This is a genomic window from Collinsella aerofaciens, assembly GCF_040910245.1.
GTDB lineage: Bacteria > Actinomycetota > Coriobacteriia > Coriobacteriales > Coriobacteriaceae > Collinsella.
Window position 1 is genome coordinate 26625 of record NZ_JBDGAY010000008.1, and the last position, 15359, is coordinate 41983.

15 protein-coding genes are annotated in these 15359 nt (G+C 62.0%); 10 read left to right on the forward strand and 5 right to left on the reverse strand.

Going from position 1 to position 15359, the window contains the following annotated elements; genetic code table 11:
- Nucleotides 1-9: 9 nt before the first annotated feature.
- Complete coding sequence (locus AB5Z20_RS04370) at nucleotides 10-1053, reverse strand: hypothetical protein (RefSeq protein WP_138111650.1); 1044 nt, start codon at nucleotides 1051-1053, stop codon at nucleotides 10-12.
- Nucleotides 1053-2129 (reverse strand): hypothetical protein, encoded by a 1077-nt coding sequence (locus tag AB5Z20_RS04375; protein WP_035136915.1) that lies wholly within the window; start codon nucleotides 2127-2129, stop codon nucleotides 1053-1055. The genes AB5Z20_RS04370 and AB5Z20_RS04375 overlap by 1 nt, the downstream gene beginning before the upstream one ends.
- A 500-nt stretch (nucleotides 2130-2629) precedes the next feature.
- On the opposite strand from AB5Z20_RS04375, the gene AB5Z20_RS04380 reads away from it, so the two are divergent.
- The 6 genes from AB5Z20_RS04380 to AB5Z20_RS04405 all read left to right on the forward strand — a co-directional run bounded on the left by AB5Z20_RS04380 (nucleotide 2630) and on the right by AB5Z20_RS04405 (nucleotide 9209).
- Nucleotides 2630-3853 carry an iron-containing alcohol dehydrogenase gene (locus tag AB5Z20_RS04380; protein ID WP_035136916.1) on the forward strand — a complete coding sequence of 408 codons (1224 nt, stop codon included), beginning with the start codon at nucleotides 2630-2632 and terminating at the stop codon, nucleotides 3851-3853.
- 83 nt (nucleotides 3854-3936) lie between these two features.
- Nucleotides 3937-5037, forward strand: a complete 1101-nt coding sequence (locus AB5Z20_RS04385; RefSeq protein WP_138111652.1) for a glycerol dehydrogenase — start codon at nucleotides 3937-3939, stop codon at nucleotides 5035-5037.
- Between the two features lie 113 nt (nucleotides 5038-5150).
- A complete protein-coding gene (locus tag AB5Z20_RS04390; protein WP_195568500.1) occupies nucleotides 5151-6218 on the forward strand; it encodes a glycerol dehydrogenase in 1068 nt (355 codons plus the stop codon).
- Between the two features lie 151 nt (nucleotides 6219-6369).
- Nucleotides 6370-7623 carry a 4Fe-4S binding protein gene (locus tag AB5Z20_RS04395; protein WP_195568502.1) on the forward strand — a complete coding sequence of 418 codons (1254 nt, stop codon included), beginning with the start codon at nucleotides 6370-6372 and terminating at the stop codon, nucleotides 7621-7623.
- A gap of 114 nt (nucleotides 7624-7737) precedes the next feature.
- Nucleotides 7738-8814 (forward strand): redox-regulated ATPase YchF, encoded by a 1077-nt coding sequence (gene ychF / locus AB5Z20_RS04400; RefSeq protein ID WP_035136922.1) that lies wholly within the window; start codon nucleotides 7738-7740, stop codon nucleotides 8812-8814.
- An 11-nt stretch (nucleotides 8815-8825) separates the two neighbouring features.
- Nucleotides 8826-9209, forward strand: coding sequence for a DUF1648 domain-containing protein (locus AB5Z20_RS04405; RefSeq protein ID WP_368156400.1), 384 nt, complete (start codon nucleotides 8826-8828; stop codon nucleotides 9207-9209).
- A 9-nt stretch (nucleotides 9210-9218) separates the two neighbouring features.
- Here the strand turns inward: AB5Z20_RS04405 and AB5Z20_RS04410 are convergent, their stop codons facing one another.
- Entirely contained in the window at nucleotides 9219-9608 is a 390-nt protein-coding gene (locus AB5Z20_RS04410) for a hypothetical protein (protein WP_138111664.1), read from the reverse strand.
- Nucleotides 9609-9684: 76 nt separating this feature from the next.
- On the opposite strand from AB5Z20_RS04410, the gene AB5Z20_RS04415 reads away from it, so the two are divergent.
- Nucleotides 9685-9903, forward strand: coding sequence for a helix-turn-helix domain-containing protein (locus AB5Z20_RS04415; RefSeq protein WP_035136926.1), 219 nt, complete (start codon nucleotides 9685-9687; stop codon nucleotides 9901-9903).
- Between the two features lie 22 nt (nucleotides 9904-9925).
- Here the strand turns inward: AB5Z20_RS04415 and AB5Z20_RS04420 are convergent, their stop codons facing one another.
- Nucleotides 9926-10939, reverse strand: a complete 1014-nt coding sequence (locus tag AB5Z20_RS04420) for an asparaginase (RefSeq protein ID WP_195568504.1) — start codon at nucleotides 10937-10939, stop codon at nucleotides 9926-9928.
- Nucleotides 10940-11206: 267 nt separating this feature from the next.
- On the opposite strand from AB5Z20_RS04420, the gene guaA reads away from it, so the two are divergent.
- The 3 genes from guaA to AB5Z20_RS04435 all read left to right on the forward strand — a co-directional run bounded on the left by guaA (nucleotide 11207) and on the right by AB5Z20_RS04435 (nucleotide 13858).
- Complete coding sequence (gene guaA, locus AB5Z20_RS04425; protein ID WP_035136929.1) at nucleotides 11207-12805, forward strand: glutamine-hydrolyzing GMP synthase; 1599 nt, start codon at nucleotides 11207-11209, stop codon at nucleotides 12803-12805.
- 121 nt (nucleotides 12806-12926) lie between these two features.
- Nucleotides 12927-13562: a GyrI-like domain-containing protein gene (locus AB5Z20_RS04430; protein WP_368156402.1), complete on the forward strand. Its 636-nt coding sequence runs from the start codon at nucleotides 12927-12929 to the stop codon at nucleotides 13560-13562.
- A gap of 71 nt (nucleotides 13563-13633) precedes the next feature.
- Nucleotides 13634-13858, forward strand: coding sequence for a histidine kinase dimerization/phospho-acceptor domain-containing protein (locus AB5Z20_RS04435; RefSeq protein ID WP_368156404.1), 225 nt, complete (start codon nucleotides 13634-13636; stop codon nucleotides 13856-13858).
- An 87-nt stretch (nucleotides 13859-13945) separates the two neighbouring features.
- Here the strand turns inward: AB5Z20_RS04435 and AB5Z20_RS04440 are convergent, their stop codons facing one another.
- Nucleotides 13946-15334 carry a sensor histidine kinase gene (locus AB5Z20_RS04440; protein WP_368156405.1) on the reverse strand — a complete coding sequence of 463 codons (1389 nt, stop codon included), beginning with the start codon at nucleotides 15332-15334 and terminating at the stop codon, nucleotides 13946-13948.
- Nucleotides 15335-15359 lie beyond the last annotated feature (25 nt).

Below are 15359 nucleotides of genomic sequence, written 5' to 3' on the forward strand. Positions count from 1 at the left end.
ATCGCGTCGCTAAAAGCCGTAGCGGCGCGCAAATTCCTGGGCAAGCTGCGATACGTCTTCGCAGGCATTGGCCCAGGGGGCAAAGTCGGGGGTATCCGAGATAATGCCGTCCGCTTCCCAAACGGCCTGGTGCGAAAGATCCCAGGGATCGCGTGGCTCGGGCCGGCAGGGAAGGTACGGCGTCTGGTACATGGGGTTCAGCAAGAAGAACGCGCCGCCCTCGCAGCGGTTAGCAAACTCGCGCAGCGCGCGTGTCGCCGGGCGCATCTTGTTCGTTTTGAACAGCAGAATCGTGCGGGCGAGCAGATACCAAGGAGAGTTCTCGAGTGCGTCTGCCCCGATCTCTTCCTCGAGCTGGTGGGCTAGGGCAAAAAAGCCGTCCTGATCTTCCAGACGAGCGAGGGCGAGCAACACGGTGCCTGCGGCTCGGGTGGGATAGCCTTCTGCCTTAAGGACGCGGCGGGCGTAGTTGGCGGCAGCGCGGTAGCGGGCGCTCGCCATGCACAGCTGCGAGATGGCCTCGAGCGTATGAAGCCACCCGATAAGAGCCGGCTCGCTCACGGTGAGATCGGCCGCCGTCACGCTGTCTGTCAGCACTTTGTTGGCCCAGTAGTGCGGGGCTTCCATGTCGAACCCGGGCACGCTTTGCTGCAGGTAATCGGCCGTGGTCGCCTCGAGCTTCATCAGGTCGCCCAGGCAGGCGTCAACGGGCATGTCGGCCAGGATGATGGCGAGCAGCTGGGCATCGAGGACATGCGCATCGACGCGGACGATCTTGAGCAGTTCATCACGCATATCGTCGAACAGGCGGTTGCGCGTCTGCTCAAACTCCTCGTCGCTGCCCATGTCCTCGATGCGATGGAGCTCGTCGAGCAGGTGGCGATGAACACCGGCATAGGACAGCAGCGCTTGGGCATGCTCGGACTGCGCATACTTTTGAGGATTCGCGCTAATGTCGTTATGGACAAGCTCGCGTGCTGCATCGGTGAGCTCGGGGTGCGACGCCAGATAGGTGCGCTCCAGGTAGGCGGGGATGTAGACGCTCGGATCCATTAGAGGTCCCCTCCCTTAAATGGAAGTCCCTGCTCGGCTGCGCGCAGGATGCGCTCGTCGATCTGGGAACGCACGATATCGTTGGTGGCGACCCAGGCGGCAAAGCTGGCGTTGTCGGGGGCGCCCAGGCCCTCCTGCAGCACCGGCGTCGCCTCGGACAGCGCGAGGACAAGCTCGTCGGTGGAGCCTACGCCTACGTTGACGCGGGCATAGACGCCATCGGGAAACTCGGTTTGGAAGTAGAGTGCCTCGGCTGCGTGCGGACACGAGCGCACAAGGATACGCAGGTAGTGCTCGGCGCCCTCGTAGTCCAGTTCGCGCCAAGCCGTGCTCATCAGCGCGATGAGCGTCCACGGGTCCAAGTCGCGCTCCGCATCTTTGGGGCGGCGGCGCAGTGGGGTATTCGCGAGGTACGGCACGGAGTGAGCGGAGCGAAAGCGCTTGAGCTCCTCGGCGGGGTATTCGAGCTTTGCCATGGCGAGCATCGCGGTGTGGCGGACACCAGCGGGGTCGTTGGGCGCAAAGTCCAAGCTGCGATTCGCGGCTTCGAGCGACATGCGATAGCGGCCGCTAATGAGGGCGCGCGATGCCAAGGCGGCAAGCCAGCGCAGATAGGGGCGGCGCGTAAGGTCGCCTGCGGCCTCGCGCTCGTAGGGGTCCTGGGCCGAGGCGATTTTGAGCGCTAGGTCGTGCTCGACCTCATCGCACTTGGACACCAGGTACTGTACGTATTCCTCGTTGGATTCGGCGGTGAGGGCGGTCAGCATGCGCTGAGCGTCCCAGTTGGCCGGATCGAGTGCGGCCGCCTCGCGGAGCATGTTCTCGGCAGCTGTCTCTTCTTGCTCTGCCTGGGTATCGTCAGGGATAAAGGGAATGCGGTAGTCGACAGCCTCGACCACCTTGGCAATGAGGTGCCCGGCGCGGTCGCGGTCGTGCACGATGAGCGGTGCGGGGTTGCGGGTGAATTGTTCCATCAGACGCTCTACGGCGGCAGCGTCGGTGAGCGGGATATTGTCGCGGCGCAAGGCCTCAAGAACGAGGCGATGGCAATCCTCTTGAATGGGATCGAATGCCATGGGGCCTCCTTTGCTGCGGTTAGGGTTCAAATGTTTCTATATAAGGTTCTAGTTTACCCGCATGTGGCACACCGGGGGTGCCGCACTTGGACTTGCACCTTTGCACCACGAAGACGGATGTCGCACAAATGTCGGCACCTTGGACGACCGAGTGGTATCACGGTGCCGCAAACGGTCGATTTTTGGCGGCGAACGGTGCATATTTTGGAGGGGCACCGTCCTGCCCAGGATATGTAGTCAACCTTGATAAAACGTTTGCCCAGCTTGGGAGTATGAATGCCGCACAAGGGTCTTCAGGGATAGAAAAAACGTTTCATCATTGGCGGCTTTAGGTGAATAACTGACCAACCAGAACGGTAAAATAGTGTTTGTCTGAGCGTTGAGACGTTTAGACATCGCGCATTGTCATCGCCGGCAACGCGCAAACCGGTCCTAACGGAGCCAATTGGGTGCTCCGTTATATACGCAAGTCTAAGAGGGGCTTGTTTAGGAGGCACAGTATGGGACGTTTTACCAATCCTCGCGATCTGTACTTTGGTGAGGGCGCTCGCCACGAGGTGAAGAACCTCAAGGGCAAGAAGGCCATCATCGTTTCTGGCGGCAGCTCTATGCGTCGCGGCGGGTTCCTGCAGGACGTCGAGGCCGACCTCAAAGAGGGCGGCTTCGAGGTCAAGCTGTTCGAGGGCGTCGAGTCCGATCCGTCCATCGAGACGGTCATGAAGGGCGCCGAGGCCATGCGCGAGTTCGAGCCCGACTGGATTATCGCCATCGGCGGCGGCTCGCCCATCGATGCCGCTAAGGCCATGTGGGTCTTCTACGAGTATCCCGAGGAGTCCTTCGATAACATCATCCAGCCGTTCAGCTTCCCCGAGCTGCGTCAGAAGGCTCACTTCTGCGCCATCTCCTCTACCTCCGGTACCGCTACCGAGGTCACTGCCTTCTCCGTCATCACCGACTACGCCAAGGGCATCAAGTACCCGCTGGCCGACTTCAACATCACCCCTGATGTCGCCATCGTCGACCCCGAGCTCACCTACACCATGCCCGCCAAGCTGTGCGCTCACACCGGCATGGACGCTCTGACCCACTGCATGGAGGCCTACGTTTCCACCTGCGCCTCTATGTTCACCGACGCCAACGCTCTGCACGGCATCCGCGAGATCGTCGAGTGGCTGCCCAAGTCCTATGCTGGCGACCATGAGGCCCGTCAGCACATGCACGAGGCTCAGTGCATCGCCGGTATCGCCTTCTCCTCGGGCCTGCTCGGCATCGTTCACTCCATGGCTCACAAGACCGGTGCTGCCTTCGAGAACGGCCACATCATCCACGGTGCTGCTAACGCCATGTACCTGGGCAAGGTCATCCAGTGGAACTCCAAGGATCCCCGTGCTGCCGAGCGTTACGCTTACGTGGCCAAGGAGATCCTGCACCTTCCCGGCGAGACCAACGAGGAGCTCATCGCTGCACTCGTCCAGAAGATTCGCGACCTCAACGACCAGCTCAACATTCCGCAGTCCATCAAGGATTACGCGAATGGTGGCGTGAAGGTCGACGCCGAGAACCCGCAGATGGTTTCCGAGGAGGAGTTCCTCGCCAAGCTGCCCGAGATCGCCGCGAACGCCGAGCAGGACGCCTGCACGCCCGAGAACCCGCGTGAGACCAAGGCTGCCGACTTCGAGAAGATCCTCAAGGCCTGCTACTACGACACCGACATCGATTTCTAATCGACTCTTGTTATCGTAACGAGGGGCTCCGCACGTATCTGTACGGAGCCCCTTTCTTTTTTCTTTTAGAGAATGGGATAGTTATGGCTGCAATTTTCAATAGCCCCAGCAAGTACATCCAGGGTCCGGACGAGCTCGCCAAGCTCGGCTCCTATGTCGAGCCGCTCGGCGCTAAGGCCCTCGTCATCGTGACGCCTTCGGGCAAGAAGCGCGTCGGTGCCAAGATCGAGGGCGGCTTTGCCGAGGCCAAGGCCGAGCTGCTGTTTGAGGACTTTAACGGCGAGTGCTCCAAGGGCGAGGTCGATCGCCTGGTTGCGCTCGCTCGCGACAACGGTTGCGACATCATCGTCGGCGTCGGTGGCGGCAAGATCCTCGACACCGCGAAGGCCGTCGCCTATTACCTGGAGTCCCCGGTTATCATTTGCCCCACCATTGCCTCGACCGATGCACCGTGCTCGGCGCTTTCGGTGCTTTACACCGATGACGGCCAGTTCGATAAGTACCTCTTCCTTAAGGCAAACCCCAATATCGTCCTGATGGATACGACGGTTATCGCGGCGAGCCCGGTGCGCCTGACGGTTTCCGGTATGGGCGATGCGCTCGCAACCTACTTCGAGGCCCAGGCGACGCACGATGCCGACGGCGGCACCTGCGCTGGCGGCAAGGGCAGCATGGCTGGTCTGGCGCTCGCCAAGCTCTGCTACGAGACGCTTATGGCCGATGGCGTCAAGGCCAAGGTTGCGCTGGAGAAGGGTGCGCTCACGCCTGCCGTCGAGCACATCATCGAGGCCAATACGCTGCTTTCGGGCATTGGCTTTGAGAGCTCGGGCCTTGCTGCCGCTCATGCCATCCACAATGGCCTGACGATGCTGCCCGAGTGCCACAGCATGTATCACGGCGAGAAGGTCGCCTTCGGCACTATCGTCCAGCTGGTACTCGAGGATGCCCCGACCGAGAAGCTCGAGGAAGTCTTGGGCTTCTGCATTGAGCTGGGCCTGCCGGTCACGATGAAGGAACTTGGCGTTGCCGAGCTTACGCGCGAGCAGGCCATGATTGTTGCCGAGGCCGCGTGCGCGCCCGAGGACACCATGTGCAATATGCCGTTTGAGGTGACGCCCGAGATGGTCGCAAACGCCATCCTGGGTGCCGACGCACTGGGCCACTACTATCTCATGGATGAGTAAATCAAGCTAAGGAAGGGGCAAAGCCAACAGATGGCTTTGCCCCTTTTTGCTATGGTGCAAAGGGGTCAGGGTACTTTGCACCCATCGTTGTTTGATGAAGGGTGGATTCTCGTATGGCGCTTCCTATGGTTTATGGCGGCCCCGGTCGGTATGTTCAGGGACCGGGGGAGCTTTCGCGCCAGGGCAGGTATTTGTCATGGTTGGGCTGCGCTGCCTATGTCTTGTTTGACCAGGGCACCGAGGATCGGCTGTGCAGGCAGATCGTCGATGGATTTCTGGATGAAGATCTAAGCGAGCCGTTCTTTAAGATTTACAACGGTCCGTGTACGGAAGATGCCGTTGTCGAAATGGCCAAGGAAGCCCGGGCCGAGTATTGCGACATGGTGGTGGGCATTGGCGGCGGCAAGATGCTCGATATCGCCAAGGCCGTTGCGTTTTATGCCGAGTTGCCGTTGTGTGTATGTCCCACGGCGGCGTCGATGGACGGTCCGTGCAGCGCGATTTCGGTGCTGTATCACGAGGATGGGTCGTTCGACCGCTACCTGATGCTCGAGAAGAATCCAGACTTGGTCGTGGTCGATACCAACGTGGTCGCGGCGGCCCCGCTGCGTATGACGGTCGCTGGTATGGGCGATGCGCTGGCAACGTATTTCGAGGCGCGTTCGTGCGCCGCGGCGCACGGCGCCAACGAGCACGGTGGCGCGCCGGGACACTTGGCCTTGGTTGCGGCTCGTGCCTGCTATGACACACTCATGGAGTGCGGCGTCGCTGCCAAGCGCGATCTCAAAAAGGGCCGTACATCGCCAGCGGTTGAGCGCCTGATCGAGTGCAATATTCTGCTCTCGGGTGTTGGCTTTGAGAGTGGTGGCTTAGCGCTTGCCCATGCCATAGCCAACGGCCTGACGATTCTGCCCGAGTGCAAGGCCATGCATGGTGAGGCCGTGGCATTTGGCCTGGTGGTGCAGCTGCGCCTGGAGCGTGCGCCCGAGCTTGATCAGGTGCTCGAGTTTTGCCAGCGCGTTGGTCTACCGACGACGCTCGCGGAGCTGGGACTTGGCGAGATTTCCGATACCGACCTGATGAGCGTTGCGGATGCGGTCTTTAGAAACGAGCGCAATATGGCCAACGAGCAGGCCAAGGTGACCAGACAAAAGCTCGTGCAGCTCATGTGCGAGGCATAGCTTGGCACTTGATTGACCTTGTGCAATCGAGGCGGCGATAGGCCATGGGCTATTTGCCGCAAAGATGCTCCGCGTGTAATTTGCCCGAGGCGTGGGCCGATAGCGTATCATTATCTCTTGCTTGTTTGCACTGCTCAGGGAGGGGCCGCGCATGGCGCAGGAACACGATCTGTTTGATGACATTATCGAGATCAGCAAGGGTTTCGACTTTCTTAAAAACCCGCTTGGCGGCGTGACCGATGCACTCGATCCATCGGCGCCGCAGTGGAATCCTGCCGACTACAAGGAGCGCCCGCGCGGCAACACCATTCCGTGCTTGACCTGCAAAAACGAAAAGAGCGGCTGCACCGCGTGCATGGACGTGTGCCCGGTCAACGCTATCGAGGTCGAGGAAGACTCCATCGAGATCCTCGACTCCTGTCGCAAGTGCGGCCTGTGCGCCGCTACTTGCCCGACGGAGGCGATCATCTCTCCGCGCCTTGCACCCAAAAACGTCTACGACGACATTGTCTCGGCGGCTACGAGCCACGAGACCGCCTACGTTACCTGCACGCGTGCCCTTAAGCGCATGCCGCGCGAAAACGAAGTCGTCGTTGCCTGCGTGGGCGATATTACGGCGGAGACCTGGTTCTCGGTACTGGCCGACTATCCCAACGTGAGTGTGTACCTGCCGTTGGGCGTGTGCGATAAATGCCGCAACACCGGCGGTGAGGACATTCTTGGCGAGGCGATTGCGAAGGCCGAAGAGTGGTCTGGCACGGGTATGGGCCTAGAGGTCGACCCCAAGAGCCTCAAGTGCCATAAGCGCCGCGAGTACGAGCGCAAGGAGTACATGGAAAAGATTGCCCGCACCACGGGCCTAACGGTGACCAAGCTCAATCCGGCGACGGCGGCGCTGGCCTCGGTGACGCAAAAGCTCAAGGCTCATCGCCATCAGATTACCCAGCTCGAGCGTACGCTCAACACCATGTGCGGCACCACGACGACCAAGCGTCGCCGTTCGCTCACGCACGGGCGGCAGCTGGTGCTCTCGACGCTGCAGAACCACCCCGAGCTTGCCCAGAATATGCAGGTGAGCACACCGGAATGCGATTTTGACAAGTGCACGTCATGCGGCGAGTGCGTCAACGTGTGCCCCACGTTTGCCTGCGATTTGGTGGGAAGCGGTCGCTTTGCACTGGAGTCCACGTATTGCCTAGGTTGCGGAGCCTGCGTCAAGGTGTGCCCCGAGCATGCGCTCAAGCTGGTCGAGCACGATGCGTCCAATCTGGTCGTTGTCGACCCCGAGGCCGAGGAAAAGGCCGCTCAGAAGGCCAAGGCCCACGAAGAGGCCCAGAAGGTCAAGGCCGAGGCAAAGGCCAAGCTGGACAAGATGCTCGACCAGGTGGAGAAGCTCGCGGACTAGTCAGCGAGCTCTATCTCTGCTTCATTTGCGCCGCCGCGGTGTCCGGATTCGCCCGGATGCTGCGGCGGCGCTATACTTATACGGTTTGAAGTACCTGTACCAAAAGGAGCTGTCGTGTCCCTTTCCATCGGTATCGTGGGCCTGCCCAACGTGGGCAAGTCGACGCTGTTCACCGCGCTTACCAAAAAGACCGGCCTTGCCGCCAACTACCCGTTTGCCACGATCGACCCCAACGTGGGTATCGTCGACGTGCCCGATAGCCGCTTGCAAAAGCTTGCCGACATCGTTAACCCGGGTCGCATTGTGCCGGCGACGGTCGAGTTCGTCGACATCGCAGGTCTGGTGAAGGGCGCTAACGAGGGCGAGGGCCTGGGCAACCAGTTCCTGGCCAACATTCGCGAGACCGACGCCATCTGCGAGGTCGTGCGCTACTTTAAGGACCCCAACGTCATGCGTGAGGTGGGCCGCACGGGCGAGTTCGTCGATCCCGCCGGCGATGCCGACACCATCATGACCGAGCTCATCCTGGCCGACATGGGCACGCTCGAGAAGCAGCTGCCTAAGCTCGAGAAGGAGGCCAAGCGCGACAAGGAGCTCATGCCCAAGTTCGAGGTTGCCAAGCGCCTGCTTGCCTGGCTCAACGAGGGCAAGCGCGCCGCATCCATGGAGATGACCGACGAGGAGCGTGCCGCCGCCAAGGGGCTGTTCCTGCTCACCATGAAGCCCATCCTGTATGTGGCCAACGTGGACGAGGATATGCTCAACGACGATCTGGCGCCCATCGACGGCGTCAAGCCGCTGCCGATCTGCGCCAAGATCGAGGCCGAGCTTTCCGAGCTCGATCCCGAGGACGCCGCCGACTACCTGGAAAGCCTGGGCCTGGAACAGCCCGGTCTGGACGTGCTCGCGCAGGCGGCCTATAAGCTGCTCGGTCTGCAGTCGTTCTTTACGGCCGGCGAGATGGAGGTCAAGGCCTGGACGGTTCGTCAGGGCGCGACCGCTCCGCAGGCCGCCGGTGTTATCCATACCGACTTTGAGCGCGGCTTTATTAAGGCCGAGGTCATTGGCTACGACGACTACATCGAGCTCGGCGGCGAGCAGGGCGCCAAGGCCGCCGGCAAGCTGCGTATTGAGGGCAAGGACTATGTCATGGCCGATGGCGACGTCGTGCACTTCCGCTTTAACGTGTAAGGGCGACGCATATGTTTAAATACGGCAAAAAAGCTGGGTACATGGGTATTGCGCTGCTCGTACTTGCGGTGATCCCGCTGGTGGTTGCAGCGTGTGTTATCCCCAACATTGGCCCCGAGGTGGCAACGAAGTTTAACGCCGCCGGCGAGGTGACGCGCTGGGGCAAGAGCTACGAGCTGTTGGCGCTGCCGGTACTCAATCTGCTGCTGAGCGTGGCGACGTACTTTACGGCGGGACGCCAGGCAAAAAATAATGATGACTCCGCCGCCATGGCGCGCATCGTGTGCGAGCGCTACCTGTGCAACGGTTGCATCACGGGTGTGTTCCTCAACGTGATCAACGTTTACTTTATGTACTCGGCGATTACTGGAACGGGCTTTGGCTTTGGTTTCTAGCTTGTCCTTTTAGGCAACGAGCCTGCACGCATATTCAATGGCTGCTGCGAGGCCGCCGCTCGATCGTGGTTTAAAGACCATGTCGGCGGCGGCCTCGTTTTCGTATCCGGCGCCGCGAAGGGCGAGTGCGATACCGGCTTCCAGGAGAAGGGGCAGACCGCGTTGGCTGGTTGCGATCACGGCAGCCTGATTGAGCGAGCAGCTGTGCGCTTGGCATTGGATGGCAAGTTCACCTTGCGCCGGGCAAGGGACCAGAATGGCGGCGACGCGACTTGATAGCAATGCAAATGCCGTGCGCTCATCGGGCGAAAGGGCTTCTGCTTCAACGACGACGAGCTTGGGCGGTGCGCTGTTTGTGCGAAGCGTGGCTCGGTACATGCGGACCGAAGAACCCGACATAGAAAACTCCTGTGTATTCGGCAAAACGTAAACTATAGTTTACGTTTATGTTCGGCTCCATTTCAAACTCGGCTGCATGGACGAACGTGCGAAACAGATTCTTGGCAGGCGGGTCGAAGAGACACGCAGGGACCTTGGTATCTCCAAGGTTGATTTTTGTGTGGCGACAGGAATCAGCCGACCCTACCTCGATCGAATCGAAGATGGGACGGCAAATTTCACGCTCAAGGTTCTATTTAAGATCGCGCCCGCACTCGGCATGACGGTGTCAGAGCTTCTCGAGGGCATCGAATAGGGGATACCCGTCGACAACTGAATTACGCCATCGGGATACGGTCGTGGTTGACTTGGCTGTAGAACAGGCGCTGGATCTCGGCGGCATCGCGTGACTGGCCGAGCGCCCACATGGTTTTGGCCACGAGCGTCTCGGTGGTCATATCGTCGCCGCGCAAAATACCCGGATGATCGGCGTAAGCTCGGCCGACCTCATAAACACCCAGGTCAAGGCCCTCCTCGGGGACCTGCGTGGTCATAACGACGGTGCGACCCGAATCGACCCAGCGGAAAATTGCCTCTTGGAACGAATCGCCGGACTCGCCAAACTCGGGAATACCGCCAATGCCAAAGGTCTCAAGAATTACAGCATCGTAGCTATCGGCTAGGGCGTCCAGGATACCCGGGTTCACGCCGGGCGTCAGCTTAAGGACAAATACGCGCGGATTGATACTGTCGTAGAAACGCACCGGGCTCTCATTCTGATGAGTGCCGTGAAGCCCGTTGCGCACAATGCGGTCGTTGCGGATGTAGGCAATGGGCGGATAGTTGACGCTAATGAACGCGTTAAAGCTCATGGTGCGCTGCTTGCGGGCGCGCGTGCCAGCAATGGCGACGCCGCCAAACACGATCGAAACGTCGTGCGAATGCTCGTCGAGCGCATAGAGCAGGCTCTGGTACAGGTTGAGCTTGGCGTCGGTAAAGGGATTGCCCATGGGCTTTTGCGAGCCGGTGAGCACGATAGGCTTAGGGCTGTCCTGAATCAGATAGGAAAGCGCCGCCGCGGTGTAGCTCATGGTGTCGGTGCCGTGTAGAATCACGAATCCGTCGTGGTCGGCATAGCCCTTGACGATGACGTCGCGGATACACATCCAGTCGCTGGGGCGCATGTTGGTGCTGTCGATGTTCATGGGCTGCACGACGTCGAGCTCGCAGAGGCCCGAGATCTCGGGGACGCTCTGGGCGAGCTCCTCACCGGTCAGGGCGGGGGAGAGGCCGTTGCCGTCCTCGGTCGATGCGATGGTGCCGCCCGTGGCGATGAGAAGGATGCGCTTCATGCTGGTATTCCTATCGTATTTGCCGCCGCAGAGGCGGAGTCGTTCGGCAGTATTGTGGCACAGGGCGTCCAATGTTCAAACGTATTACATCATCTGTAACGTTTGAAAACACTTCAATTGCCGTCAAACAGGGGCCCAGGTCGTGCGTTTGCCGTGCGCTGATGGCTGCGAGGGGCGAGAAACCCCATATAACGTGTACACTATGAAGGCTATTTTCGTTCATTCACGCGGGTGGGCACCGGCTCCCCGCCAACAAGAGGGGGAACCATGGATCAAAAGGCTTCCGCAAAGGTCCTCGTACTCGACTTTGGTGCGCAGTACGGTCAGCTCATTGCCCGTCGCGTCCGCGACCTCAACGTGTATTCCGAGATTGTCCCCTGCGACATCTCGGCCGACGAGATTCGCGAGATGAACGCCTCTGCGCTCATCCTTTCCGGCGGTCCGGCTTCCGTGTATGCCGAGGACGCTCCGTCTATAGATCCCGCCATCTTTGACCTGGGCCTTCCCGTCCTGGGCTTCTGCTACGGCCATCAGATCACGGCCGTGACGCTCGGCGGCAAGGTCGGCCACTCCGAGGTGGGCGAGTACGGCCGCGCCACCATCACGCGCACGGCCGGCGCCAAGCTCTTTAACTCCACGCCCATGGAGCAGACCGTGTGGATGAGCCACCGCGACGCCGTTTCCGAGGTGCCCGAGGGCTTTACCGTTACCGCCAGCACTGACGTGTGCCCGGTTGCCGCCATGGAGTGCGTCGAGCGCAAGATTTTCACCACGCAGTTCCACCCCGAGGTCAAGCACTCCGAGTATGGTCAGCAGCTGCTGAGCAACTTCCTGTTTGAGATCTGCGGCCTGGAGCCCAACTGGAGCATGGACAACCTGGTCGAGACCATGACGGCCGAGTTCCGCGAGAAGGTCGGCGACGACCGCGTGATTCTGGCCCTGTCCGGTGGCGTCGACTCCTCCGTCGTGGCTGCGCTGGGTGCTCGCGCCGTGGGCAAGCAGATGACCTGCGTGTTCATCAACCACGGCCTGCTGCGCAAGGGCGAGCCTGAGCAGGTGGAGGAGGTCTTCACCAAGCAGTTTGACGTCGACTTTATCCACGTCCACGCCGAGGACCGTTATGCCGAGCTTCTGGCCGGTGTGACCGAGCCCGAGGAGAAGCGCCGCATCATCGGTACGCAGTTCTGGAAAGAGTTCTTCGCCGTGGCGCAGCAGCTCGAGACCGATGGCAAGCCGGTCAAGTACCTGGCTCAGGGCACCATCTACCCCGACATCATCGAGTCCGGCGCTCGCAAGACGGGCGGCAAGACGGCCACCATCAAGAGCCATCACAACCTGATCCCGTTCCCCGAGGGCGTGCACTTCGACCTCATCGAGCCGCTCGACCACTTCTTTAAGGACGAGGTCCGCGCGCTTGGTCTGGCACTGGGCCTGCCGGGTCACATCGTGTTCCGCCAGCCTTTCCCGGGCCCGGGTCTTGCCATCCGCATCATCGGTGCGGTCGACAAGGAGAAACTCGAGATCCTCAAGAACGCCGACGCTATCGTGCGCGAGGAGCTGGATGCCTACAACCAGCGCCTGTTTGAGCAGACCGGCGAGCGCAACTCCGAGCACAGCTGCTGGCAGTATTTCGCGGTTCTGCCCGACATTAAGTCCGTCGGCGTTATGGGCGACGAGCGCACCTACCAGCGTCCGATCATCCTGCGTGCCGTCGAGTCCAGCGATGCCATGACCGCCGACTGGGCCAAACTGCCTTACGACGTCCTGGCCCGCATCTCCGGCCGCATCGTTGCTGAGGTCCCCGGCGCCAACCGCGTGTGCTACGACATCACGTCTAAGCCGCCCGCGACGATCGAGTGGGAATAGAACAGACGTTCGATTCTGTGTTATAATATCCTGCAATGGGCGCGGCCTCTTCCGAAGGCGCGCCCATTGCTATATTTGGTCGGATATCGACGGAAACCCAAGCTCAGGGAGGTTTGTTGCGATGGCATACGATTTCAAGAAGGAGTTCAGGGAGCTCTACAGGCCGTCCGGCAAGCCGAGCGTCGTAACCGTTCCGCCTATGAGCTACGTCGCCGTGCGGGGCAAGGGCAATCCCAATACCGAAGGCGGCGAGTACCAGAACGCGTTGCCGCTGCTCTACGGCGTCGCTTATACCATCAAGATGTCGAAGAAGGGCCCGCGAGAGATCGAAGGCTATTTCGACTTCGTCGTGCCTCCGCTCGAGGGCTTCTGGTGGCAAGACCGCACCGATGGCGAGATTGATTATGCGCGGAAGGATGACTTCAACTTCATCTCGTGCATCCGTCTGCCCGATTTCGTCACTCGCGAGGACTTCGACTGGGCAGTTTCGGAAGCTGCCGCCAAGAAGAAGCTGGACTTCTCGGCGGTCGAGCTGCTGAGGGTCGACGAGGGCCTTTGCGTTCAGTGCATGCATACCGGGCCTTACGACGACGAGCCGGCGACCATAGACGCCATGCGCACATTCGCGGCGGAACGGGGCTACGCCCCCGACTTCTCCGAAGCCCGTCTGCATCACGAGATTTACCTCTCCGACCCGCGCAAGTGCGCGCCGGAGAAGCTCAAGACCGTGATCCGTCATCCCATAAAGTTGATTTAGCGAAGCGAGTGACGCCGATGGCTTCGGCTTTTTGGGGGCTCACCGTGGCGTAGTCGGCAACGGGACGCGCCATGCGACCGGTGGCGGAGGCCGAGGCGCGGGAGCGCGCGTTCGTTTGCACCGCCTCGCACGACCTCGTCACCCCGCTCATGGCGGTGACCGCGAACTGCGACGTGCTTGAAGCGGAGGCATCCGATCAGGCCGGCCTTGCGTCCTGGGTCGCCAACATCCGTGCAGCGGCGGACGAGATGGCGACTCGCATCGCTGACATGCTCATGCACATGGGCGGCGACTAGACAGGGCGATCCCTGCAACGGGTATTATTATCCGGGAAGCGTTTGATTGCGAGGCACGCTGGTGTGAGGGCCTGAGTCGTCAGGCCCTCACAGGGGGACCGCGATGGTGGCCACCGCGCCGCCCGAGGGGCTGTTGGCGAGCGAGACGGAGCCCCCGTGGGCGCTCGCGGCCTCGGAGGCGGCGTGGAGGCCGAGCCCGTAGTGGCGGCCTCCGTCGCGCGAGGAGCGGGAGGAGTCGTCTGTGAAGAGGCGCTCACAGCCGCGTTCGAGGGCGGCGGGAGAGAAGCCCGGTCCGTCGTCGGCCACCTCGATGACGAGGTGGCCGCCCTCGACGTCGCAGGAGACCGCCACGCGCGAGCGCGCGTGCTCGGCGGCGTTGGCCACGAGGTTCGCGGCGGCTCGCGCCAGGGCGGTTCGGTCGAGCGGGGCCTCGGGCGCGCCCGCGACAGCAGGGCCCGTGGTCGCGTCGAGCGTCACGCCTCGCGCCCGGGCGATCTGGGCGGCCTCGGCGAGGACCTGCTCGCAGAGCTCGGCCGGCCGCATGGGGGCCCTCTCAGCCCCGCCGGACCCGCGCGAGGCCTCGATGAGCAGGCGCACGTAGCCGTCGAGCCTTTCGACACTGCCGGCTATGTCGCGCGCGGCGGCCGCGAGGTCGGCGTCTTTCTCGTCTTCCAGCTCCTCCGCCACGAAGTCGGCGTTGGCGCGCAGCACGGTGAGCGGCGTCTTGAGGTCGTGGGCGAGCGACGCCACCTGCTCGCGCTGCCCCCGCTCCGCGGCCCAGCGGGCTTCGAGCGACTCGGCGAGGGAGGCCCGCATGGCGTCCATCGCGGCGAGGACGTCGTTCACCTCGCGCACGTTGGTGCTGCCGACCGCGAAGTCGAGCTCCCCCGCGCCGACGCGCTCCGCCGCCTCCGCGAGCGGCTCCATCTTGCGCGAGATCACGCGGCTCGCGCGGTGCGCCACGAGCGCGAGCGCGAGCGCGCTTCCCGCAGCGGCGCCGACGAGCATGAGGTTCTGCGGGTTGGGAAGCAGGCCGGCGAGGTCGCGCGAGACCCACTGCGGCAGGTACTCGCTGACGAGCGCGCAGGCCCCGCCGCCCTTGAGCGGGAACGCGGCGTAGGTGAGGGCCGAGTCCCCGCCCTCAATCTCCACTGTGCCCGGATCCGCGGCGAGTGCCGCACGGGCCATTTCCGTCGCGTCCTCGAGCCGCGTGCCCTCGAGGTCTGTCATCAGCACGTGTCCGTCCTTGTTCAGGATGAGGTAGCGGTACGCCGTCGGCACGTCCTGCTGCCCGCAGACGCCGTCGCGTGCCAGGCCCTCCGCGACCTCGCGCGCATTGGCCGGCCCCCAGCTTGCCTCGTAAACGAAGCCCGCGTTGATCGCCGCGGAGAGCGCCATGAACGAGGCGAGCCACGCCGTGGCGACCGCCGCGAACGCGTAGGCGAAGTAGCGCGCGATGACGAAGGAGAGCGGCATGCCCCCGCGACCTCGCGCCCCGGTC